This window comes from Terrisporobacter vanillatitrophus, assembly GCF_051148895.1.
Taxonomy (GTDB): Bacteria; Bacillota; Clostridia; order Peptostreptococcales; family Peptostreptococcaceae; genus Terrisporobacter; species Terrisporobacter vanillatitrophus.
In genome coordinates this window covers 2,993,100-3,016,377 of record NZ_CP154625.1, presented here as the reverse complement: position 1 = coordinate 3,016,377, position 23,278 = coordinate 2,993,100, and the positions used below count along the sequence as shown (strand labels likewise).

Below are 23,278 nucleotides of genomic sequence, written 5' to 3'. Positions count from 1 at the left end.
TTGCCAAAGTAAGAAAGATTTTTTTATTTAAAAATATTATAAAGATAAGATGAAAGGGGAAATAAAATGAGTTACACAACACAGATGGATGCAGCGAGAAAAGGAATAATAACAGAAGAGTTGAAAAAAGTAGCAATATATGAAAATATGGAGGTGAAAGAATTACTTGATTTAGTAGGACAAGGAAAGGTAGTAATACCAGCTAATAAAAATCATAAATCTCTAAAACCTTATGGAATAGGTAAAAAGCTAAAAACAAAAATTAATGTAAACTTAGGTACTTCTAAAGATTGCCTTGATACAAATATAGAAATGGAAAAAGTTATGAATGCAGTAAACTTAGGAGCAGAAGCTATAATGGATCTAAGTTCTTTTGGAGATACTCAGACATTTAGAAAAAAATTAATAGATGAATGTCCTGCAATGATAGGTACAGTACCTATATATGATGCAGTAGTATATTATAATAAGCCATTAAAGAAAATAACTGCAAAAGAATGGTTAGATATTGTTAGAATGCATGCAGAAGATGGTGTGGACTTTTTGACTCTTCACTGTGGAGTTAACAAACATACAGCAGAAAGATTTAAAAAATCTAATAGACTTACTAATATAGTATCTAGGGGAGGGTCTATTATATTTGCATGGATGGAGTTGACAGGAAATGAAAACCCTTTCTATGAATACTATGATGAAATATTAGATATTTGTGCAAAACATGATGTTACTATAAGTTTAGGAGATGCTTGTAGACCAGGAAGTATTGCAGATGCAGGGGATGTATCTCAAATTGAGGAGTTAGTTACACTTGGAGAATTGACTACTCGAGCTTGGGAGAAAAATGTTCAGGTTATGATAGAAGGTCCTGGCCATATGCCATTAAATCAAATAAAAGCTAATATGGAAATAGAAGAAACTGTTTGTAAAGGAGCACCTTTTTATGTTTTAGGTCCACTAGTTACTGACGTAGCACCAGGTTATGATCATATAACAGCTGCTATAGGTGGAGCTATTGCAGCTACTTATGGAGCGTCATTCTTATGTTATGTAACTCCAGCAGAACATTTAAGACTACCAACAGTAGAAGATGTAAAAGAAGGAATAATTGCATCTAAAATAGCAGCTCATGCAGCGGATATAGCAAAAGGAGTTAAAGGTGCTACTGATTGGGATAATGAAATGAGTAAAGCTAGAAGAAATTTAGACTGGGAAAAAATGTTTGATTTAGCTATAGATAGTGAAAAAGCAAGAAGATATAGAGTAGAGTCTAAACCAGAAAATGAAGATACTTGTACAATGTGTGGAAAAATGTGTGCGGTTAGAAATATAAATAAGATATTAAAAGGTGAAGATGTAGATATTATGGATTAATTAAAAAATACCTTAGAATAGCCTATAAAAGTCTATTTTAAGGTATTTTTTATTTTGTTTATACTTGTTGTTTTATATAGTATTGCTTAGAAACTCTTCTTGTTTGTTGTAAATGTATCTTTTAAAGTAAACCAAAAGAACACCGGTAACTGGTACGGCTAATAATATACCTAAAAATCCTGTATATTTTCCAGCAAATGTTACAGCGAATATTGTTAATATTGGAGGTACACCAACTTGTTTTCCAACAAAATGAGGTTCTAATATGGCACTTTCTAATTGCTGAACTACTACCATTACTACTAAAACTAAAATAGCTTTATTAATAGAGAAGAATAAGTTTGTAACAACAGCTATAATAGTGCCTAATATAGGTCCAAAGAAAGGGATCATATTTGTTACACCAGCAATTATTCCTATAAATAATGCATATTTAGAACCTGTTAATGTAAGCGCTATAGTACATATAATACCGTAAATTGTAGAATCCATAGCTTTTGCTACTATATATACACCAATATTATTGTCTAATATATTAACAAATTCTTTTACTTTAAAATAATGTTGTTTTAATATTTTTTGAAAAAATAAACTGACAACTTTAATATATTTTTCTTTTGATAAAAGTAGATAAACTGATATAACTAAACCAAGGACAATATTGATAGTATAAGATACGATGGTACTCATTAAATTAATAATAAAGTTACTAACAGTAGATGCTGTGAAGCTTGATACTGGAATTAAAACTTTAGTAATAAAATCATTAATTTGTGCTTTAATGTCAGGATTATTGATATCAAATTTGAATTGTGATGAAATATTGTTAATTAAATCTTGTACCTGATCTATGCCACTTGGAATAGAAAGAGCAAGTTCATTAATATTAGATTTTATAACGGGAACAATAAATAGCCATGAAAATATTAATATAATCAAAGTTATTCCGTAAATAATTAAAACGGAAAGTCCTCTTTTTAACTTAAACTTTTCTTCTAATTTTTTCATAGGTTGGTTGAGCATATATGCTATTACAAAACCTATAAAAAATGGTGTAAGTAAACCGCTAAGTATTGCAAAGTTAGTGTAAAAAAAACTAGTTATATGGTCGTGGTTTTTAAGTGCAAGTATTCCTAAAAATATAAGAAATATAGGTATTATATATCTTATGGATTTAACAAACTCTTCTTTAAAATTTTTCATTTTGAGCTCCTTTATTACAAATAATTGAAAAGACCTTCAGAAAAATATTCATAAATATAAGATGAATATTTTTCTGAAGGTCTTGCTAACAAGTTTTATCTTGCTAATCAACCGGGATACTATCCGTAATGACGGCTGATTATCACAAATGTGAAAGCTACTCCCCTTCGAGAATTTACGTTGATAAATAATATGATATAATAATTTGTGTCTATAATCAAGTTTATTATTAACTTTTCAAACTAAAATAAAAGAAAAATATATAAAAGATAAATTAAAATAACTTTAAATTTAATTTCAATAATTAGGTGCTAAAATAACAAGTAATATAGTAATTCAGGAAAGGAGGATAAAATGCGCATACTTATAATTGAAGATGAATATTCATTAGCTGATGCTATATCAGAAGCTTTGATAAGAGAAAATTATATGGTTGACCTTAGTTATGATGGTGAAAGTGGATTAAATCGAGCTTTATACGGAATATACGATGTTATAGTTCTTGATTTAATGTTACCTAAAATTAATGGTCTGGAGATATTAAACTATATAAGAAGTGAGAAAATTTCATCATATGTAATGATTTTAACTGCAAAAGGAGAATTAGATGATAAAATTAAAGGTTTAGATGTAGGAGGGGATGATTATATGACAAAGCCCTTTCACATAAGAGAATTACTAGCTAGAATACGTGCTGTTTCAAGAAGAAAAAGTGATATTGATGATGATAGTTTATATTTTGGTTACTTACAATTAAATTTAAGAACTTGTGAAATAATAAATGTTAATAGTCATCAATCAATGACCTTAAGTGGAAAAGAATTTGCCTTGATGGAATTTTTATTTAGAAATAAAAATCAAGTAGTTAACAGGGAGCGAATAGCAGAACGAATATGGGGATATGATAATGACTCACAATACAATAATGTAGAAGTATACATATCTTTTTTGAGAAAAAAGATAAAATTTTTAGAATCTAATGTGAGGATAAAGGCTATTAGGGGGATTGGATATATGTTGGAGGAAATTGATGATTAAAAAAACGCAGTCAAAGGTATTTATGATAGTTATGTTATCTTTATCCATAATAATAATGAGTGTAATTTTTCTAATCAATATAGTGAACTATAATCAAAGCAAACAACAATCTTATATGTTAATTGATAATGCCAATGTAATGTTAAAACAAATGACACCTTTTCCAGTAGTACCTCCTGGGAATGTGAATGATATGGAAAAGCAACAGGGAATTTTATACTGGAAAACGGCACAATTTTATTTTGTTATAGTAAAAGACGGAATGATAGTTCAAACGGTAAATGAAAATAGTGAAAAATATTCTAATGAAGAAATAAACAAATATGCCTTGAAAGTCTCTAATGAAGATGAGAAATATGGTAGCATAGGAAATTTAGTATATGGAATAAAAAATATTAAAGGAAGTAAAATAATAACTTTTATGGATAATTCCATAGCGAATAAAAATTTAAAGCATATGCTAGTTTTATCGTTGTTAATTGGTCTTATAGCTTTATTTTTTGCCTATATAATATCTAAAAAAATATCTTTATGGATTATAAAACCTATAGAAGATACGTTTAATAAACAAAAGCAATTTATATCTGATGCAAGTCACGAATTAAAAACACCCTTAGCTGTGATTTGTGCTAATGCAGATGTGTTAGAAGGTGAAATAGGAAATAACAAATGGCTAGATTATATACAAAAAGAAGTTAGTAGTATGGACAAGCTTGTTAACAGCTTATTGTGTCTTGCGAGAGTTGAAAAAGAAAATGATAAAGAAGAATTAAGTGATTTTGACATGAGTAAAGCAGTTTTAGGTGGAACTATGGTTTTTGAAAGTTTAGCTTATGAAAAAGAAATTAACTTAATTGATGAGATAGAAGAAAATATAACTTTAAAAGGAAATAGTGAAGAAATAAAACAGTTATTGTCTATATTGATAGATAATGGAATGAAGCATACAAATAAAGGTAATGAAGTTATTGTAAGTTTAAACAAATATAAAAATAATATAATTTTAAAAGTTAAAAATAAAGGTGAGCCCATTCCTGAAGATGAAGAAGAAAAAATATTTGAAAGATTTTATCGTAGTGATGAATCTAGGAATAGAGATAGTAAAAGATATGGTTTAGGCCTATCTATTGCAAAATCTATAGTTGAAAAACATAGTGGTACAATTAAAGTATTTTGTGAAAATGGATTTACAATTTTTACTGTAGTGTTTATTAAGACAAGTTAAAGCTTGTCTTTTTTATTGTGAAAATTAAAGATTTTCAATTTTTTTTCAATCTTTATATTTTAAAATGATTTTAACAGAGAAAAAATAAGTTTTGTTAAACTTATTTATAACCTAATTATTAAAAATTAAATATAAAGGAGTGAAAAAATGTACATAATTAAAAATGCCCTTATATCCATAAAAAGGAATAAAGGAAGAAATATTTTACTTGGGATTATAATTTTAGTTATTGCTTGTGCTACAACAGTTACGCTAGCAATAAGAAATTCTGCAGATACTTTAATAGAATCATATGATAATAAATATGATATTACGGCAAGTATATCTGTTAACAGAGAGAATATGAGACAAAATATGGGTCAACCATCAAGTGAAAATGCTGCTTCTAGTGATGATAGTTCATCTAGAGAAGAAAAAATGAAAGAAATGTCAGAAGCTTTTGGTGCTGCAAGTAAAATTAGTGAGAAGGATATAGAATCTTATGCTGACAGTGATTATGTTAAATCTTATTATTACACAAGAAGCTTGGAGATGAATGCTAAAGATTTGGAACAGGCAAGTTCTTCGAATGCTGGTACAGATAATATGTCTGGTGGCAACATGTCGCCTGGAAAAAGTGATAGCTCTAGCTCTTCTGATAAGGTAAAAGGTGATTTTACTATTACAGGATATAGTTCTCTTAATGCTATGACAGATTTTATTGAGGGCAGTTATTCTATTACCGAAGGCTCAATTAGTAATGATTTTACAGCTAATAACTGTGTAATAAATTCAGAGTTGGCTACTTTAAATGATATATCTGTGGGGGATAAAATAACTTTAGTTGATCCTAGCGATGAAGATATAACTTATAAACTTACTGTAACAGGAATATTTGAAGAAACTTCAAGTGATGCATCTAATCAGATGTCTATGTTTACAAACAGCGCTAATACAATTATTACTAATGTTACAGCTGTAAATAATATTATAAAACTTGATGAAGATATGAACTCTACAACAAAACCAACTTTTGTTTTAACTAATAAAGATGTAATAGATAGTTTTGCTAAAGAAGTAGAAGGTAAAGGATTAAGTGAATACTTAACAGTAAGTTCCAATGTTAATGATATAGAAAGTGCAACGAGTAGTATATCAAATATAAAAACTTTTGCTACAACTTTTTTAATAATCACATTTATTATAGGTGGAATAGTTTTATTTGTTATTAATTTAATAAATATAAGACAAAGAAAATATGAAATAGGGGTACTTAGAACTATAGGAATGAAAAAATCCTTGTTAACAGCACAGTTTACTACAGAATTATTAGCGGTTGCTATTATTTCCTTAGCTATAGGAGCTGGAAGTGGTGCTATGTTATCTGTACCTGTATCAAACTCCTTATTACAAAAAGAAATAACATCTAGTCAAAATCAGATGGAAGAAATTAATCAAAACTTTGGCGGAGGATTTAAAGGAGGTAAAGGTGGAAGTATGAATGGTGTTTCACAAGTACAAGCGTTTGATTCTATAAATGCAACGGTTGATGGAAAAGTATTAGTTCAATTATTTGCCATAGGTATAGGTCTAACTTTTATAAGTAGTAGTGCTTGTATGGTGAGTATACAAAGATTTTCACCACTTACAATATTAAAGGAGAGATAGTAAAATGGATGAAAGAGTTTTAAGATTAGAAAATATAAGTTATAGATATGAGGATGCACCACAAAATGACTATGTGCTTAAAGATTTAAATTATGAATTTGAGTGTGGAAAAATATATGCAATAAAAGGCAAAAGTGGTAGTGGAAAAACTACATTACTTTCATTGCTAAGTGGATTAGAAAGATGCAATGAAGGAAATATATATTTTGAAGATGAAAATTTAAGTAAAATGGATTTGGACCTTTATAGAAGTAGTCATATAGGAATAATATTTCAAAGTTATAACCTGTTACCTCATTTAACTGCCAGTGAAAATATAACTTTATCTATGGATATTAGCAAGGTTAAGGTTGATAATAAGAAAGAAAAAGCTATAGAATTATTAAAAAATGTAGGTCTTAATGAATCGCATGCAAATAGAATGATATTAAAGTTGTCAGGAGGAGAGCAACAAAGGGTAGCCATAGCAAGAAGTCTTTCATATGATTCTAAGATAATTTTAGCAGATGAACCTACAGGAAACTTGGATATGGATACGGAAAATGAAATATTAAAGATATTTAAAAAATTAGCTAAAGAAGAAAAAAAATGTGTTATTATTGTAACACATTCGCAAAATGTATGTGAAAATGCAGATGTAATTTACCAACTCGATTTAAGTAAAAAAGAAGCTATATAAAAGTATATTAAACCATAGAATAATCTTTTTATTTGATATTCTATGGTTATTTTAATTTTGAAGAAAAGGTAAGGATATCATTCAAAATGATGAGATGAGAAAATATTCTAACAATTGAATATGTAAGTTCGGAAACTAACATAAATGAATGAAAAAAATCTATGCGTGCAAAAAAAAGCAACTAGATATGAGATATAATAAAAAAAATATAAAAATGCTTTAAAAATTAAGGTTTTGATAGACTAAAAGAGGGAAAATATTATTAATTTAAAAAAATATGCAAGTTCAAAAAAAAATATTGCAAAAACAAACCTTATAATATACAATTCATACTAAGATGAATGTGGTAAATATAGAGAAACTTTGAAGAGTAATTTATATATTTGATCATAATGGGGGTGTAGTAATGAAATGTTTACCAGTTGGAGACTCAGCTCTGACTTTGGAATTTGGCGATGAAATTAATTATGAAATTAATAATAAGATTAGAGTTTTTAATAAAAAAATTAAATCATTAAATATAGATGGAATAGTAGAGACAGTACCGTCTTTTAAAGCACTATTAATTTACTATGATCCCGAAAAATTATTTTTTAGTGAAGCAAAAGATATTGTAATTGATTTATTTAAAACAATAGATGTTGAAAATAGTAAAATAAGAAAGGTTATAGAAATTCCAGTTTGTTATGATGAAGAATTTGGAGAAGATTTAGATTTTGTAAGTCAATATACGAAATTATCAAAAGAAGAAATTATTAAACTACACAGTTCAAAAGAATACTTAATATATATGTTAGGGTTTTTACCAGGTTTTGCATACTTGGGAGGGATGAATGAAAGGTTAGTGACACCAAGATTAAAAAATCCAAGATTGAAACTAGAAGCTGGATCAGTAGGAATTGGTGGAGAACAGACAGGAATTTATCCCTTAGACTCTCCAGGAGGATGGAGGATTATTGGAAGAACACCTCTTAAACCATATGACTTAAATAGGACTAAGCCAATATTATATGAGGCGGGAGATTATATAAAATTTACACCAATAAGTAAAAAAGAATATTACGAAATAAAAGATTTAGTAGATAAAGGAATATATGAATGTAATGTGGTTGAAGGGAGTGCATAGCGTTGGGAATTGAAATACTGCAATCAGGACTATATACTTCAGTACAGGATTTTGGAAGAGTAGGCTATCAAGATGTGGGATTTTCTGTATGTGGGGCCATGGATAAAAAATCTTTAGCAATTGGGAATCTTCTAGTAGATAATCAAGAAGATGAAGCAGGGTTGGAAATAACATTGATTGGACCAAAAATAAAATTTACAAAAGAAAATTTTATAGCTATAACAGGAGGAGACTTAAGTCCGAAAATAAATGGTAAAACAGCAGAAATGTATAAAGCAATATTTGTTAAAAAAGATGATGTTTTATCTTTTGAAAATGCAAAAACAGGAGCGAGGGCGTATATAGCTTTTTGTGGAGGATTAAAAATTGATAAAGTAATGGGTAGTAAATCAACAAATGTGAAATGTTCTTTAGGCGGATATAAAGGAAGAATTTTGAAAGAAGGAGATTTTATTAAGTTTTCTTCACCAAAGAATTATTTACCAAATTACTTATCTAGAAAACTAGACTTTAAGTTAGAAGAAGAAAATGAAGTTGTTTTGAGAGTAATATTAGGTCCGCAAGATGAAGCATTTACTAAAAAAGGAATAGATACATTTTTAAATGAAAAATATGAGGTAACAAAGGAATTTGATAGAATGGGATGTCGATTAGATGGACCTACAATAGAACATAAAACATCAGCAGATATAATATCTGATGGAATAGTTTTAGGATCCATACAAGTACCATCACATGGAAAGCCCATAATAATGTTAAGTGATAGACAGACAACTGGTGGATATACGAAAATTGCAACTGTTATGTCTGTAGATATAGAAAAATTAGCTCAAAGGAAAATTGGCGACAAAATAAGATTTGAAGAAATATCTTTAGAAAAAGCACAACGAATTTATAGAAATGAAATAGAAAAAAAGAAAGAACTTAGAAAGCGAATTAATAGACCATGTATAGAAATATTAAATCCAAGAAATACATCTAAGAAAATTGAAAAGTTATTGAATAATAAGTAGCAAATTAGTAAAAGGGGGGCATTAATATGGATTTCAAAGAAATATTAGAATTAATTGATGCAATAGATAAATCTACACTTACAAAGTTTTCATTTAAAGAGGGAGACACAAAAATAAAAATAGAAAAGAAAAATAAAGAAGATGTATGTACACAACTTTCTTCTCAAAATGAAGATTTGATTTCAAAAATAGAAGACGAGAATAAAAAACTAGATAAAAATAATTTTGAATATATCAAATCGCCACTTATAGGAACTTTTTACAATTCACCATCGCCGGATGAAAAACCTTATATTGCTATAGGTGATAAAATATCTAAAAATCAAATAATAGGAATAATTGAGGTTATGAAAGTTATGAATGAAGTGAAATGTAACTACAATGGAATAGTTGAGGATATTTTAATTAATAACAATGACACTGTTGAATATGGGCAGAGACTAATAAAAATAAAGATACTTTAATTATGGGAGAATAGTTATGTTTAATAAAATATTAATTGCAAATAGGGGAGAGATAGCAGTTCGTATAATTAGAGCTTGTAAAACTTTAGGTATAAAGACAGTTGCTGTTTATTCTAAGGTAGATGAAAATTCACTTCATACGGTTTTAGCTGATGAAAAGATTTGTATTGGAGAGGCAAATCCAAGAGAAAGTTATTTAGATATGAGTAAAATTGTAAGTGCAGCTATAGTAACAAAGTCAGATGCAATTCACCCAGGATTTGGTTTCCTGTCAGAAAAAAGTGAGTTTGTGGAGTTATGCAAAACACAGAACATTAAGTTTATAGGTCCAGATAGTAAAATCATTGATTCTATGGGAAATAAATCCAAAGCAAGAAACACAATGATTGAAGCTGGTGTTCCTGTTGTTCCAGGAAGTAAAACACCTATATATATAAGTGAAGACGGTAAAAAAATTGCAGATGAAATAGGATACCCTGTAATAGTTAAAGCATCCTATGGTGGAGGAGGAAAGGGTATGAGAATAGTAGAAAAAGAAGAAGATTTTGAAACGCTATTCAATTTAGCTCAGATAGAATCGGTAAATGCATTTAATGATAATACTATGTATGTTGAAAAATATATTAAAAATCCTAAACATATAGAGGTTCAAATTTTAGGAGATAGTTATGGAAATGTGATTCATCTAGGTGAAAGAGATTGCTCTATACAAAGAAATCACCAAAAAATGATAGAAGAATCACCCTCACCTGTTATTGATGAAATAACTAGAGAAAAGTTAGGGAATATAGCAGTAAAGGCTGCAAAAGCAGTAAATTATGAAAATGCAGGTACTATTGAATTTTTAATGGATGAGGATTTAAATTTTTATTTTATTGAAATGAATACAAGAATTCAAGTGGAGCATCCAGTAACAGAAATGGTTACAGGTGTAGATTTAATTAAAGAACAAATAAAGATTGCTTATGGTGAAAAACTATCTTTGATACAAAATGATGTAAAAATAAAAGGGCATGCCATTGAATGTAGAATAAATGCAGAAAATCCAGCAAATAACTTTTTACCATGTCCAGGAAAAATTACTTCACTGAACCTTCCAGGAGGCAATGGAGTTAGGGTTGATACCTTTATATATTGTGGATATAAAATACCCATTAATTATGATTCTATGATAGGAAAGATTATAGTTCATGGATGTGATAGAAGTGAAGCCATAGAAAAAATGAAGATAGCCCTAGATGAATTAGTTGTAGGCGGAATTGAAACTAATGCTAATTTTCAATATTCTCTTATGAATAATCCGGTTTATGTGAAGGGTAAAGCCAATACAGGGTTTATAGAAGAATTACTATGATGAAAAAGGGGGGATAAAAATGGATTACTCAAAAGAGTCACCTGTTAAAGTTAGACAAATGATTAGAAAAGGTAAGTACACAAAACCAACTGCTGGTATGTGTAGTGGTTATGCTCAGGCAAATTTAGTGATTTTACCTAAAGACTTAGCTTATGACTTTCTTTTGTTTGCACAAAGAAATCCAAAGTCATGTCCTATTTTAGAAGTGTCAGATATGGGAAGCAGAAGCTTAAAATATATTGCAAAAGACGTTGATATTGCAAAAGATATTCCAAAGTATAGAGTATATGAAAATGGAATATTAAGGGAAGAATATGAGGACGTAGAAGAATTCTGGCAAGAAGATTTTGTTAGTTTTCTAATAGGATGTAGTTTTTCCTTTGAATCGGAATTAATAAAAAATCATATTGAAGTAAGGCATATTACTGAAGAGTGTAATGTACCAATGTATAAAACTAATATTGAGTGTAATGAAGCGGGGATATTTAAAGGAAAAATGGTAGTAAGTATGAGGCCTATTCCTTATGATCAGGTGATAAAAGCAGTTACAGTAACTGAGCAGTTTCCAAAGGTTCATGGTACACCAATTCACATTGGAGATCCTAAAATAATTGGAATTGAAGATATTAATAATCCTGAATTTGGAGATAGTGTAACTATTAAAAAAGGGGAAGTACCAATATTTTGGCCTTGTGGGGTAACACCTCAATCTGTAGTTATGAATGTGAAACCGAGTATAGTAATAACTCACTCACCAGGCCATATGCTAATTACTGATATTAAGAATGAAGATTTAAAAGACTAAAGAAGTTTTGGGGGAAGAAGTTATGCATAGAGTAGACTTAAATTGCGATTTAGGGGAAAGTTTCGGACGATATAAATTAGGATTAGATGAGGAAGTCATTAAATATGTTTCTTCTGTTAATATAGCTTGTGGTTTTCATGCATCAGATCCAGTTGTAATGGAGAGAACTGTTAAATTAGCAAAAAAAAATAATATATCAATAGGAGCTCATCCAGGATTTTTAGATTTGATGGGATTTGGAAGAAGAAATATGGATATTTCTTTGGAGGAAGCTAAAGCATATACAAAATATCAAATAGGAGCATTATACGGATTTTGTAAAAGTGAAAACATAAAACTTAATCATGTTAAGCCTCATGGAGCATTATATAATATGGCTACTAAAGACTATAATTTAGCCAAAGCTATATGTGAAGCAATATATGAATTTGATAAAGAAATTATACTTTTAGGGTTAAGCGGAAGTGAACTGATTCGTGCAGGAGAAGATATTGGTCTTAAATGTGCAAACGAGGTTTTTGCAGACAGAGCTTACGAAGAAGATGGTTCTTTAGTAAGTAGAAAAAAAGAAGGTGCTGTAATAACTGATGAAAAAGAAGCTATAAACAGAGTAATAGATATGATAGTAAAAAAACAAGTAAAAACAATAAATGGAAAATATATAGATATAAAAGCAGATTCTATTTGTGTTCACGGAGATGGAATAAAAGCATTGGAATTTGTTAAAAAAATAAATGAAAAATTAAAAGAAAATAATATAGAGATAAAACCATTATCTTGGCACTTATAATCTTATTTTTAAAATTTAAAAGGGGGAATGGAAATGGAAGTAATTAAAGATAATTCAATTGAAGAAATTGCTAAGAAAGAAAGTAAATTTAAAGAAAGATTAAAAAATATAGGACCAGGAGCTTTAATAGCTGCAGGATTTATAGGACCGGGAACAATTACAACTTGTACTAAATCAGGAGCAAGTAGTGGATACACTCTTCTTTGGGCAATGCTATTTTCAACAGTTGCCACAATAATATTTCAAGAAATGGCTGCAAGGCTAGGAATAGTTACTCAAAAAGGTCTAGGTGAAAATATTAGAGAAAAAATTTCTAGCAAAACATTAAAAACTATAGCAGTAGGAATAGTAATAGTTGCCATATTTATAGGAAATATAGCTTACGAAACAGGAAATTTAGTTGGTGGTTCTATGGGGCTTTCAACATTAATACCACAAGTTCAAAATACTATATGGGCACCGTTGCTAGGTTTAGCTGCCTTTGCATTGCTTTGGTCAGGAAATTATAAAAAAATAGAAAAAATACTGATTGGGCTAGTTTTAGTTATGAGTGTTACATTTTTTACTACTGCCATAGTTTCAAAACCAGATTTTGTAGCAATCATAAAAGGTATGTTTATACCAAGTGCAGGAGCTAATGATTGGTTAACTATAGTAGGATTAATTGGAACGACAGTAGTTCCTTATAATTTATTTTTACATGCATCTTCAGTATCTGAGAGATGGACTAGTAAAGAAGATTTAAAAAATGCAAGAATAGATACAATTATATCTATAGGGCTTGGTGGTCTTATTTCTATGGCTGTAATTATTTCAGCATCAGCATCTTTCCATGGAAGTGAAACAGTTATAGATAGTGGAGCAGTTATGGCACAACAATTAGAACCATTACTTGGATCTTGGGCTAAATGGTTCTTTGGTATAGGATTATTTGCTGCAGGTTTTACTTCTGCAATAACAGCACCTCTTTCAGCAGCATTTGCTACAACAGGTGCTCTTGGATATAAAAAAGATATGAAAAGTATGAAGTTTAAAATAGTTTGGATGATAGTTTTAGGAGTAGGTATAGTGCTTAGCGCTCTTGGAATGTCAGCAAGTCCAACGGAACTTATACTAGTAGCTCAAGCAGCAAATGCTATAATATTGCCAATTATCGCAATATTCTTAATGTATGTACTTAATCATAAGGATTTAGGTGAATATAAAAACAAGCTTTGGAATAACGTATTAGGTCTATGTATATTATGTGTAACTTTAGCTATAAGTTATCGTTCATTATTATCATTTGCTGAAGCTGTAAAAGGATTATTTATGTAATTTTAATATTATTAATATAAGGGATAAGGTTTTATTATAAAATCTTATCCTTTATATTTTACTATGACTTTTTTAACTAAATAAATATATAATTGTGCTATAATTTATTCTAAATATAGAAAAATGGGAAATGAAAAAAAGGGGGAAAATAAATGCCTATTAAAATACCATCACAGCTACCTGCATACAATGTACTATCAAGTGAAAATATTTTCGTAATGAATATAGAAAGAGCAAATCATCAAGATATTAGACCGCTGAAAATAGGAATATTAAATTTAATGCCTATGAAAATTCAAGCTGAAAATCAACTGCTTAGATATCTTTCAAATACACCACTTCAGGTTGAAATTACACTACTTCAAACTAAATCATATACAGGTAATCACACACCAATAGAACATTTAGAAAAATTCTATAGATATGTAGATGACGTTAAAGATGAAAAGTTTGATGGTCTTATTATTACGGGAGCACCAGTAGAACAAATGGAATTTGAGGATGTGGCTTATTGGGATGAATTAAAAACTATAATGGATTGGACGAAAACTCATGTTTATTCCACGGTGCATATATGTTGGGGAGCGCAAGCAGCTCTTTATCATCATTATAATGTACCTAAATATCAATTAGAGAAGAAATTATTTGGAGTATTTAAACATAGAAATAATTTTGAACACGATAATTTAACTAGAGGACTAAATGATGTGTTTTATGCTCCTCATTCTAGACATACAGAAGTAAAACGAAAAGATATAGAGAAAGTTGATGATTTAGAAATATTATCAGAATCAGATGAAGCAGGAATATTTATTGTAGCTAATAAAAGTAGAAGACAAATATTTATAACCGGTCACTTAGAATATGATAGAGATACTTTAAAAGGAGAATACTTAAGAGATTTAAATAAAGGATTACCTATAGAAATGCCAAAATATTATTTTGAAAATGATGATGATAAAACTACTCCTTTAGTTACTTGGAGAGAAAGTGCCAACATAGTATTTGGTAATTGGTTAAATTACTGTGTATACCAAGATACACCTTATAATATTGATGAAATAAATTAATTGTAATAATTATTAATAATTTTTCCTGGGAAATAATTTCTATAAAACTTAATCTGAAAATATAGAGAGGAATTATAGTATTCCTCTTCTAATAATGTCAAATTATAAAAAAATAAGAGCTCATTAATATGAAGGATATTTAAGTTTTTATTTAGGTGAAAGATTATAACACTGTTTCTTGTGATTTTTGGATTAAGTTCACCACAATTACCTATTTTTAAATCTTTATTAGTATGGCCTAAGGCATGCCCAGTGGTGTAATAGGAAGCTGAATAAAATAATTATTTAGCTTCTACTAGATTTATAAATTTATAGTAGATTAATAATTATTTTTCTGATTATTGAGATGATTTTGTCAATAAATAGAAAAAATATGATAATTTAATTGAAAGCTATATTAAAAAATGCTAATATTTGTTTATACTAAAAATTTTAGGGGGAATCATATATGAAGGAATTAGTAAAAAAGTGGAATGATATCAGTTTAGTAAAACGAATCATTATGGGATTAATAGTGGGTATAACTTTAGCAATTACAGTACCAACTCAATTAGCACCGCTAGCAATTTTAGGGTCGTTATTTGTAGGAGCTTTAAAAGCTGTAGCACCAATTTTAGTTTTCTTCTTAGTTATGGCTGCAATATGTCAGCATAAAGAAGGTCAAAAAACAAACATGAAATCAATTATAATTTTATACCTTTCAGGGACTTTTTTAGCTGGTGTAGTAGCTGTTATAGGAAGTTTCTTATTCCCAGTAACATTAACACTTGCAGCAGGCGCAGAAGGTGTAACACCTCCAGGTGGAGTAGGAGAAGTATTAAAAACTTTATTAATGAATGTAGTAGATAATCCAGTAAATGCACTAGCAAATGCAAATTACATAGGTATATTAACTTGGGCTTTAGTTTTAGGACTTGCGCTAAAACAATCTAAAGAATCTACAAAACAAGTAATAGTAAATATTTCAGATGCTATATCTCAAGTTGTAAGATGGGTAATAAACTTAGCTCCATTTGGTATAATGGGATTAGTATTTGATACAATATCAACATCAGGAATAGAGTCACTATTTGATTATGGTAAATTAATAATATTATTAGTTGGATGTATGGCATTTGTGGCATTAGTAGTAAATCCTATAATAACATTTATAGGAACTCGTGAAAATCCATATCCATTAGTATTCAAATGTTTAAAAGACAGTGGATTAACAGCATTCTTTACAAGAAGTTCAGCAGCTAATATACCAGTAAATATGGGGCTTTGTAAAGAACTAGGATTAGACAAAGACACATATTCTATGTCTATACCACTAGGAGCAACTATAAATATGGGTGGAGCGGCAGTAACAATATCAGTTCTTGCTTTAGCTGCTGCTCACACATTAGGAATAAAAGTAGATATAGGAACAGCAATAATTCTTTCAGTACTTTCAGCAGTAAGTGCATGTGGAGCATCAGGAGTGGCTGGTGGATCTTTACTGCTAGTACCACTTGCTTGTTCATTATTTGGTATACCAAATGAAATAGCAATGCAAGTAGTTGGAGTTGGTTTTATAGTTGGAGTTATTCAAGACTCTTGTGAAACTGCACTAAATTCTTCAACAGACGTACTATATACTGCAGTTGCAGAACTTTCAAAGAGACGTAAAGATAAAAAATCAAGAGAAAACATAGCTTAGTTAAATTTAACGTAAATATAAAAGGCGTAGTATGGAATAATTTATTTAATCCATACTACACCTTTTTTAATTTAGTTTATCTAGTACAAATTTTTGCAGAAAGATTTGTGCATGAGATCTTTAGCAAGAAAATTTTATTTAAAGCTTCGTTTTTAAACTCATTATTATCTTTAGAAGTATAATTTTCTGTTATTTTATTTAAACCATGAATTTTATCATAAATATTATGTACAAATTCAACTTTACCTGGAGACATTATACTAAAGTATTCAAAATCAAATTCGCAAGAAGTATTACCTTCAATCATATCTTTTTTATTATCAATCTCTATGAATACATTTGAGTTTTCCTCTAAAATATCAAGTTTTTTACCGTTGGTGGCACAGTGACAGTAGAGAATAAGTTCTCCTCCGTCCTTAAATTCGTAACCATAATTTAAAGGAACTAAATAAGGTACATTATTTTTACACATGGCAACTCTAACAACTTGGCATTTAGAGACAATCTTTTTGATTGTATTAATATCCTTAATAGTTCTATCTTTTCTTCTCAAAATCCCCATCCCCTTAGAATATAATTTATTAATGTAATAATTATAGCACTATTATATATAAAAAAATGTATTTGAAAAATATACAGAATATTAAAATTTTTATTTATATAAAGAAAATAAAAAGCCAATAAAGACATTCATCTATAATTGGCTTAATTATTTTTATATTAATATTATACGTTGAATCTCCAGTTAACTACGTCACCATCTTGCATCACGTATTCTTTACCTTCAAGTCTAACTTTACCTTTTTCTCTAGCATTAGCTATAGAACCACATTCAACTAAATCTTTGTAGTTTACTATTTCACCTCTGATGAATCCTTTCTCCATATCAGAGTGGATTTTACCAGCAGCTTGTGGAGCTTTAGTTCCTATTGTTATAGTCCAAGCTCTAACTTCTTGAACACCAGCAGTTAAGTAAGACATAAGCCCAAGTAAAGAGTAAGAAGATTTTATTAATTTATCAAGACCAGATTGCTCAAGTCCTAAAGATTCTAAGAATTCTTGTTTTTCTTCTTCTGATTCTAATTCTGCTATTTCTGCTTCTATTTGAGCACAAACAACAACAACTTCAGCATTTTCATCAGCAGCAAATTCTCTAACTTTGTTAACATATTCATTATTTTCGCCTTCATCAGCTAAATCATCTTCACAAACATTTGTAGCATATATTACTGGTTTAGAAGTTAATAAATTTAAAGTTTCAACAAATTTCATTTGATCTTCGTTTAAATCCATAGTTCTAACTGATTTATTGTCTTCAAGAACTGCTAATATTTCTTTTAAGAATTCAACTTCAGCAGCTATAGACTTATCAGCTTTAGCAGCTTTTGTACTTTTTAATATTCTTCTTTCTAATATTTCTATATCAGAGAATATTAACTCTAAGTTTATAGTTTCTATATCTCTAAGTGGATCAACACTTCCATCAACATGCACAACGTTTGAATCATCAAAACATCTAACAACGTGAACTATAGCATCAACTTCTCTTATATGAGATAAGAATTTATTTCCTAAACCTTCACCTTTTGAAGCTCCCCTAACAAGACCTGCTATATCACAGAATTCTATAGCTGTAGGAATAACTTTTTTACAATCGTACATTTCTCTAAGTACTTCTAATCTTTCATCTGGAACAGAAACAACACCCACGTTTGGTTCTATTGTACAGAAAGGGTAGTTTGCAGATTCAGCTCCTGCTTGAGTTATAGCATTAAATAGTGTACTTTTACCAACGTTTGGTAATCCAACTATACCTAATTTCATATTAATAATCTTCCTTTCTTATATGAATTTACATATTTGTCAATTTTATTTATACATAAATTATAAACACTTCTTAGTATTTTCTAGACATACATATTGATTATACATCATAATCTTAATATGTGTAAACACGTTTGAAATAAGTTATTATTTGTAAAATACATTATTTTTGTAACAATTTATATTATTAATAGGATTTTAACTTGAAATTTAGCATATCCTAATAAAAAATGTGTAAACAAAATAAAAATAAGTATTTTAGAAAATAATAAAAGATATATAATTAAGTAAAAGGAAAAATTTTGAATATATAAATCATTTATTGTATATACAAGTTAGTACTCATAAGAGGAGGTAAAAATGGAAAATAATAAAACAATAAATCTAGGCGAAGGAATTAATTTGACTTTAATACCAGAAGAAAAATTTAAAACTAATTTAGTAAGTATCTATATCCAAAGATTATTAAATAGAGATGAAGTAACTATGAATGCTCTACTTCCTTCTATAATAAAAAGTGGTAGTGAAAAATACCCAAGCGCTAGAGAAATGTCTCAACATCAAGATGATTTATATGGAGTTTCCATAGGAGCTGATAGTAGCAAGAGAGGAGAAACTCAAGTAATTACTTTTAAAATTATCAGTACAGATGAAAAATACTTAGACGAGAAAATATTTAAACCTGTTGTGGAATTTTTAGACGAAGTAGTTAATCATCCATTAGTTATAGATGGTGGATTTAAAGAAGAATATGTAAAAATAGAAAAAGAAAATTTGAAAAATAAAATAGAGTCAATTATAAATGACAAAGGTAGATATGCTATTGAACGTGCTCGTGAAGAAATGTTCAAAGATGAAAGATATGGAATTAGTGATATAGGTTACTTAGAAGATATTGATAAAATAACTGCAAAAGGGCTTTATGAACACTATATGGAAATTATGAAAACTTCTCCAATAGATATAGTTGTAGAAGGTAATTTTGATGAAGAAGAAATAGTAAAAATAATATCTAATGGATTTAACTTTCATAGACAAAATATAATAGAAATACCTAGAGCAGATTTTAAAAAGAATGTGGATGAAGTTAAAGTCATAAAAGAAGATATGGATATAACTCAAGGTAAGTTAGTTATGGGGTTTAGATGCAATATTGACTACAAAGATGAATATAAATACTACTCTCTATTTGTAGGTTCTAATGTACTTGGTGGAGGACCTCATTCAAAGTTATTTGTAAATGTTAGAGAAAAAGAAAGTTTATGCTACTACATTTATTCTTCACTAGAAAAATATAAAACATCCATGTTTATAGCTTCTGGAATAGAAAGTGTAAACTACGATAAAACAATTAAGTTAATCAAAGAGCAACTAGAATACTTAAAAGAAGGAAAAATTTCTGAAGAAGAATTATTAAATAGTAAAAGTGCCTTAATAAGTTCATTAAAAACAATAAAAGATTCTATAGGAGGAGCGTCAGATTTTTATTTCTCTCAAACTATGGGTCAAACAAACTCAACTGTGGAAAAAATTATAGAGATAATAGATAAGGTTACAGTAGAAGATATAGTTAATGCATTTAAAAATATACAGTTAGATACTATATACTTTTTGAGTAATAACAAGGAGGCATAATAATGGAAAAAATAGTTAATGAGTTATTAAAAGAAGAATTATATTATGAAAAATTAGAAAATGGATTAGATGTATATTTTATGCCTAAAAAAGGATTTACTAAAAAGTATGCTGTCCTTGCAACTAATTATGGTTCAAATGATTTAGAATTTATTCCTATAAATGAAACGAAAAAAATGATTGTAAATGCTGGTATTGCCCATTTCTTAGAACATAAAATGTTTGAACAGCCTGATGGTGGAAATGCCTTTGATAAGTTTTCTAAATATGGAGCTAGTGCCAATGCTTTTACTAACTTTACAATGACAGCTTACTTATTTTCAGCTACAGAATATTTCTATGAATGTTTAGAACATTTAATTGATTATGTTCAAACTCCATATTTTACAGATGAGAATGTGGAAAAAGAAAAGGGAATAATCGAACAAGAAATAAAAATGTATAACGATGATCCAGAGTGGAATGTATTTTTCAATGCATTAAAGGCTATGTATGTAAATCATCCTACAAGAGTAGATATTGCAGGTACTGTGGACAGTATATATAAGATAACTAAAGAAGAATTATATAAATGTTACAATACATTTTATAACCCAGGAAATATGATTTTATTTGTTGTAGGTGATTTAGATGAAGAAGAAGTATTTAACCATGTAAGAAAAGCTAATCATAAAGATATACAAAAACTTCAAGAAGAAATTGTAAGATTTTATCCAGAAGAACCTAATGAAGTTAAAGAAAAAGAAATTGTAGATAAATTCCCTATATCTATGCCAATGTTTTCTATTTGTTTTAAAGAAGATAAAGTAGGAATAAAGGGTAGAGAATTATTAAGATATGAGGTAATGACAGATATTCTTACTGACATGCTATTTAAAAAAGGTAGTGCTATATACGAAGATTTATATATGAAAGGTCTTATAACTCCAAGTTTCGGTTCGGGATTTTCTTCACAAATAGATTATTCGTATACATCTATAGGAGGTGAATCAAAAGACCCTTATAAAGTAAAAGAAATTATAATGTCTTATATTGAAAAGTTTAAATGTGAAGGGTTAGATAAAGAGGGATTTGAGAGAACAAAGAAAAAAAATATAGGTAATTTTATTAAATATTTTGATTCAGTTACTTTCATTGCTAATAATTTTATAACGTACAAATTTAAAGGTATAAATTTACTTGACTATGTAGAAGTTATGAAGGAAGTTACATTTGAAGAAGTAAGTGAAAGACTAAATAATCATTTTAAAGAAGAAAATTGTGTTATATCTATTGCAGAACCTAGATAATATTTATATAAATATAAAAATGTAATAAAATAAAGGATAATTATTAAATTTTAATTTTAAAAGATAATTTTAGTTAAAATTAACTATAATTATCCTTTTTTCATTGTATAATATTTATTAATTCATTATAATTAAGGCATTCTATTTTTTTATTATTAAGAAACTGATATAATAAAGAATGAAAAGTATAATTGTTTAGGGTAGAAGGAGGCTATATTTTATGATAGATATACATTGCCACATTTTGCCTGAAGTAGATGATGGTTCTAGAAGCTTAAATGAGTCTATTGAAATGGCTCTAATAGCTAGAGAACAAGGTATAAAAAAAATTGTTAATACATCACACTATCATCCAGATTTCAGGTACAAAAAAGGCGAAGAACTATTAAAAGAGCTAAAAGATTTTAATAATGTTTTAAAAGAAAATATGATAGATATTGAAGTATTAATTGGGAATGAAATTTACTATACTAATGATTTAATAAAACAAATTGATGAATTAGATTTTTATACTTTAAATAATAGTAGATACATGCTTATAGAACTTCCTCCTACAAATTTTCCAAGTGATTTATGTAATATAGTATATGAATTAAAAGAAAAAAACTACATACCAGTTTTTGCACATGTGGAAAGATATAGAGAAGTTCAAGAAAATCCTGAGTTAATATATGAAGTTATTGAAGCTGGAGCTATAATACAAATAAATTCTCATAGTATTTTAGGTAAAAGTGGAAAAGAATTGCAAAGAACTTGTAATACATTAATAAGCCGAAATATGGTTCATATTGTAGGAACAGATGCTCATCGTAGTAAAAGACGAACACCGATATTTTTAGACGCTTATAAATATGTATGTGAAAAATATTCAAAAGAAATAGCAGATAATTTATTTATTAAAAATAATAATGCAATAATGAATAATGAAGATTTAAATGTGTCAAAACCTTATAAAGAGGAAGTAAAGAAAAAAGGATTTTTTAAAAGATTATTTAGATTATAAGAGGTGGAATAATGGATAGAGTGGCATTCACAATATTTGGATTAGATGTAATGTGGTACGGTGTATTAATGGCATTAGCTATGATAATATGCGTGTTTATAGCATTAAGAGAAGGGAAAAGAGTAAGTATAAGTGAAGATGACTTATTAAACTTAGCCATAATAGCAATACCTTGCGGTTTAATTGGTGCTAGACTTTATTATGTTATTTTTAATTGGTCTTGGTATTCTAATAATCTATCTGAAATATTAAATTTCAGAGGTGGAGGTATGGCAATACATGGAGCTTTAATAGGTGGTATATTGGCTGGACTTATATACACTCAAATTAAAAGAATTAATTTCTTTAAGATGGCGGATACTGTAATGATTGGTATACCTTTAGGTCAAGCTATAGGAAGATGGGGAAATTTTATAAATGGAGAAGCTCATGGAGGACCAACTTCTTTACCTTGGGGAATAATTGTTGATGGTATTAAAGTTCATCCAACGTTTTTATATGAATCTATCTGGGATTTAGGTATATTCATATTTTTGTGGTGTTTCAGAAAGAAGAAAAAATATGAAGGTCAATTAGCTATATCTTATTTAATTTTATATTCAATAGGAAGATTTTTCATAGAAGGACTTAGAACAGATTCTCTTATGATTGGTCCACTTAGAATGGCTCAAGTAATAAGTTTAGTAACTATTATAGTTTGTGTGATTTTACATAAAATATTATCAAAGAAGAAAAAATAGAGGC

At 28.5% G+C, this 23,278-nt stretch carries 21 protein-coding genes; 18 read left to right on the top strand and 3 right to left on the bottom strand.

What is annotated here, in order from left to right; genetic code table 11:
• Positions 1 to 66: 66 nt before the first annotated feature.
• A complete protein-coding gene (gene thiC / locus TVTCOM_RS14945) occupies positions 67 to 1,371 on the top strand; it encodes a phosphomethylpyrimidine synthase ThiC (RefSeq protein WP_434797065.1) in 1,305 nt (434 codons plus the stop codon).
• 72 nt (positions 1,372 to 1,443) lie between these two features.
• On the opposite strand, the gene TVTCOM_RS14940 is transcribed toward thiC, so the two are convergent.
• Positions 1,444 to 2,574 (bottom strand): AI-2E family transporter, encoded by a 1,131-nt coding sequence (locus TVTCOM_RS14940; protein WP_434797064.1) that lies wholly within the window; start codon positions 2,572 to 2,574, stop codon positions 1,444 to 1,446.
• A 354-nt stretch (positions 2,575 to 2,928) separates the two neighbouring features.
• On the opposite strand from TVTCOM_RS14940, the gene TVTCOM_RS14935 reads away from it, so the two are divergent.
• The 13 genes from TVTCOM_RS14935 (at position 2,929) to sstT (ending at position 16,783) form a co-directional block, all read left to right on the top strand.
• A complete protein-coding gene (locus TVTCOM_RS14935; RefSeq protein WP_434797063.1) occupies positions 2,929 to 3,612 on the top strand; it encodes a response regulator transcription factor in 684 nt (227 codons plus the stop codon).
• A complete protein-coding gene (locus tag TVTCOM_RS14930; RefSeq protein WP_434797062.1) occupies positions 3,605 to 4,837 on the top strand; it encodes a sensor histidine kinase in 1,233 nt (410 codons plus the stop codon). The genes TVTCOM_RS14935 and TVTCOM_RS14930 overlap by 8 nt, the downstream gene beginning before the upstream one ends.
• Positions 4,838 to 4,984: 147 nt before the next feature.
• Positions 4,985 to 6,484, top strand: a complete 1,500-nt coding sequence (locus tag TVTCOM_RS14925) for an ABC transporter permease (protein WP_434797061.1) — start codon at positions 4,985 to 4,987, stop codon at positions 6,482 to 6,484.
• A gap of 4 nt (positions 6,485 to 6,488) precedes the next feature.
• Positions 6,489 to 7,163, top strand: a complete 675-nt coding sequence (locus tag TVTCOM_RS14920) for an ABC transporter ATP-binding protein (RefSeq protein ID WP_434797060.1) — start codon at positions 6,489 to 6,491, stop codon at positions 7,161 to 7,163.
• A gap of 406 nt (positions 7,164 to 7,569) precedes the next feature.
• Positions 7,570 to 8,289, top strand: a complete 720-nt coding sequence (gene pxpB, locus TVTCOM_RS14915) for a 5-oxoprolinase subunit PxpB (RefSeq protein WP_434797059.1) — start codon at positions 7,570 to 7,572, stop codon at positions 8,287 to 8,289.
• 2 nt (positions 8,290 to 8,291) lie between these two features.
• Complete coding sequence (locus TVTCOM_RS14910; protein ID WP_434797058.1) at positions 8,292 to 9,302, top strand: biotin-dependent carboxyltransferase family protein; 1,011 nt, start codon at positions 8,292 to 8,294, stop codon at positions 9,300 to 9,302.
• 26 nt (positions 9,303 to 9,328) lie between these two features.
• On the top strand, positions 9,329 to 9,766 hold the full coding sequence (accB, locus tag TVTCOM_RS14905) for an acetyl-CoA carboxylase biotin carboxyl carrier protein (protein ID WP_434797057.1): 438 nt from the start codon (positions 9,329 to 9,331) through the stop codon (positions 9,764 to 9,766).
• A gap of 16 nt (positions 9,767 to 9,782) precedes the next feature.
• Positions 9,783 to 11,120 carry an acetyl-CoA carboxylase biotin carboxylase subunit gene (locus tag TVTCOM_RS14900; protein WP_434797056.1) on the top strand — a complete coding sequence of 446 codons (1,338 nt, stop codon included), beginning with the start codon at positions 9,783 to 9,785 and terminating at the stop codon, positions 11,118 to 11,120.
• Positions 11,121 to 11,139: 19 nt separating this feature from the next.
• Complete coding sequence (locus TVTCOM_RS14895; protein WP_434797055.1) at positions 11,140 to 11,925, top strand: putative hydro-lyase; 786 nt, start codon at positions 11,140 to 11,142, stop codon at positions 11,923 to 11,925.
• Positions 11,926 to 11,947: 22 nt separating this feature from the next.
• Positions 11,948 to 12,715, top strand: coding sequence for a LamB/YcsF family protein (locus tag TVTCOM_RS14890; RefSeq protein WP_434797054.1), 768 nt, complete (start codon positions 11,948 to 11,950; stop codon positions 12,713 to 12,715).
• A 33-nt stretch (positions 12,716 to 12,748) separates the two neighbouring features.
• Entirely contained in the window at positions 12,749 to 14,032 is a 1,284-nt protein-coding gene (locus TVTCOM_RS14885; protein ID WP_434797053.1) for an Nramp family divalent metal transporter, read from the top strand.
• A gap of 152 nt (positions 14,033 to 14,184) precedes the next feature.
• Positions 14,185 to 15,102 carry a homoserine O-acetyltransferase MetA gene (gene metA / locus TVTCOM_RS14880; protein ID WP_434797052.1) on the top strand — a complete coding sequence of 306 codons (918 nt, stop codon included), beginning with the start codon at positions 14,185 to 14,187 and terminating at the stop codon, positions 15,100 to 15,102.
• A 448-nt stretch (positions 15,103 to 15,550) separates the two neighbouring features.
• On the top strand, positions 15,551 to 16,783 hold the full coding sequence (gene sstT / locus TVTCOM_RS14875; protein ID WP_434797051.1) for a serine/threonine transporter SstT: 1,233 nt from the start codon (positions 15,551 to 15,553) through the stop codon (positions 16,781 to 16,783).
• A 76-nt stretch (positions 16,784 to 16,859) separates the two neighbouring features.
• Here sstT and TVTCOM_RS14870 read toward each other — a convergent pair whose 3' ends face one another.
• Together TVTCOM_RS14870 and ychF are read right to left on the bottom strand one after the other, a co-directional pair.
• Complete coding sequence (locus tag TVTCOM_RS14870) at positions 16,860 to 17,336, bottom strand: pyridoxamine 5'-phosphate oxidase family protein (protein ID WP_434797050.1); 477 nt, start codon at positions 17,334 to 17,336, stop codon at positions 16,860 to 16,862.
• A 173-nt stretch (positions 17,337 to 17,509) separates the two neighbouring features.
• Positions 17,510 to 18,607 (bottom strand): redox-regulated ATPase YchF, encoded by a 1,098-nt coding sequence (ychF, locus tag TVTCOM_RS14865; protein WP_434797049.1) that lies wholly within the window; start codon positions 18,605 to 18,607, stop codon positions 17,510 to 17,512.
• Positions 18,608 to 18,967: 360 nt separating this feature from the next.
• Between ychF and yfmF the strand changes: the two genes are divergently transcribed.
• From yfmF to lgt, 4 genes are all read left to right on the top strand, one after another.
• A complete protein-coding gene (gene yfmF, locus TVTCOM_RS14860) occupies positions 18,968 to 20,242 on the top strand; it encodes an EF-P 5-aminopentanol modification-associated protein YfmF (RefSeq protein WP_434797048.1) in 1,275 nt (424 codons plus the stop codon).
• 2 nt (positions 20,243 to 20,244) lie between these two features.
• Positions 20,245 to 21,531: an EF-P 5-aminopentanol modification-associated protein YfmH gene (yfmH, locus tag TVTCOM_RS14855; RefSeq protein ID WP_434797047.1), complete on the top strand. Its 1,287-nt coding sequence runs from the start codon at positions 20,245 to 20,247 to the stop codon at positions 21,529 to 21,531.
• Positions 21,532 to 21,751: 220 nt separating this feature from the next.
• Positions 21,752 to 22,534: a tyrosine-protein phosphatase gene (locus TVTCOM_RS14850; RefSeq protein ID WP_434797046.1), complete on the top strand. Its 783-nt coding sequence runs from the start codon at positions 21,752 to 21,754 to the stop codon at positions 22,532 to 22,534.
• Positions 22,535 to 22,545: 11 nt separating this feature from the next.
• The gene (lgt, locus tag TVTCOM_RS14845; RefSeq protein ID WP_434797045.1) at positions 22,546 to 23,274 is read left to right on the top strand and encodes a prolipoprotein diacylglyceryl transferase; all 729 of its coding nucleotides are present in this window, start codon (positions 22,546 to 22,548) and stop codon (positions 23,272 to 23,274) included.
• Positions 23,275 to 23,278 lie beyond the last annotated feature (4 nt).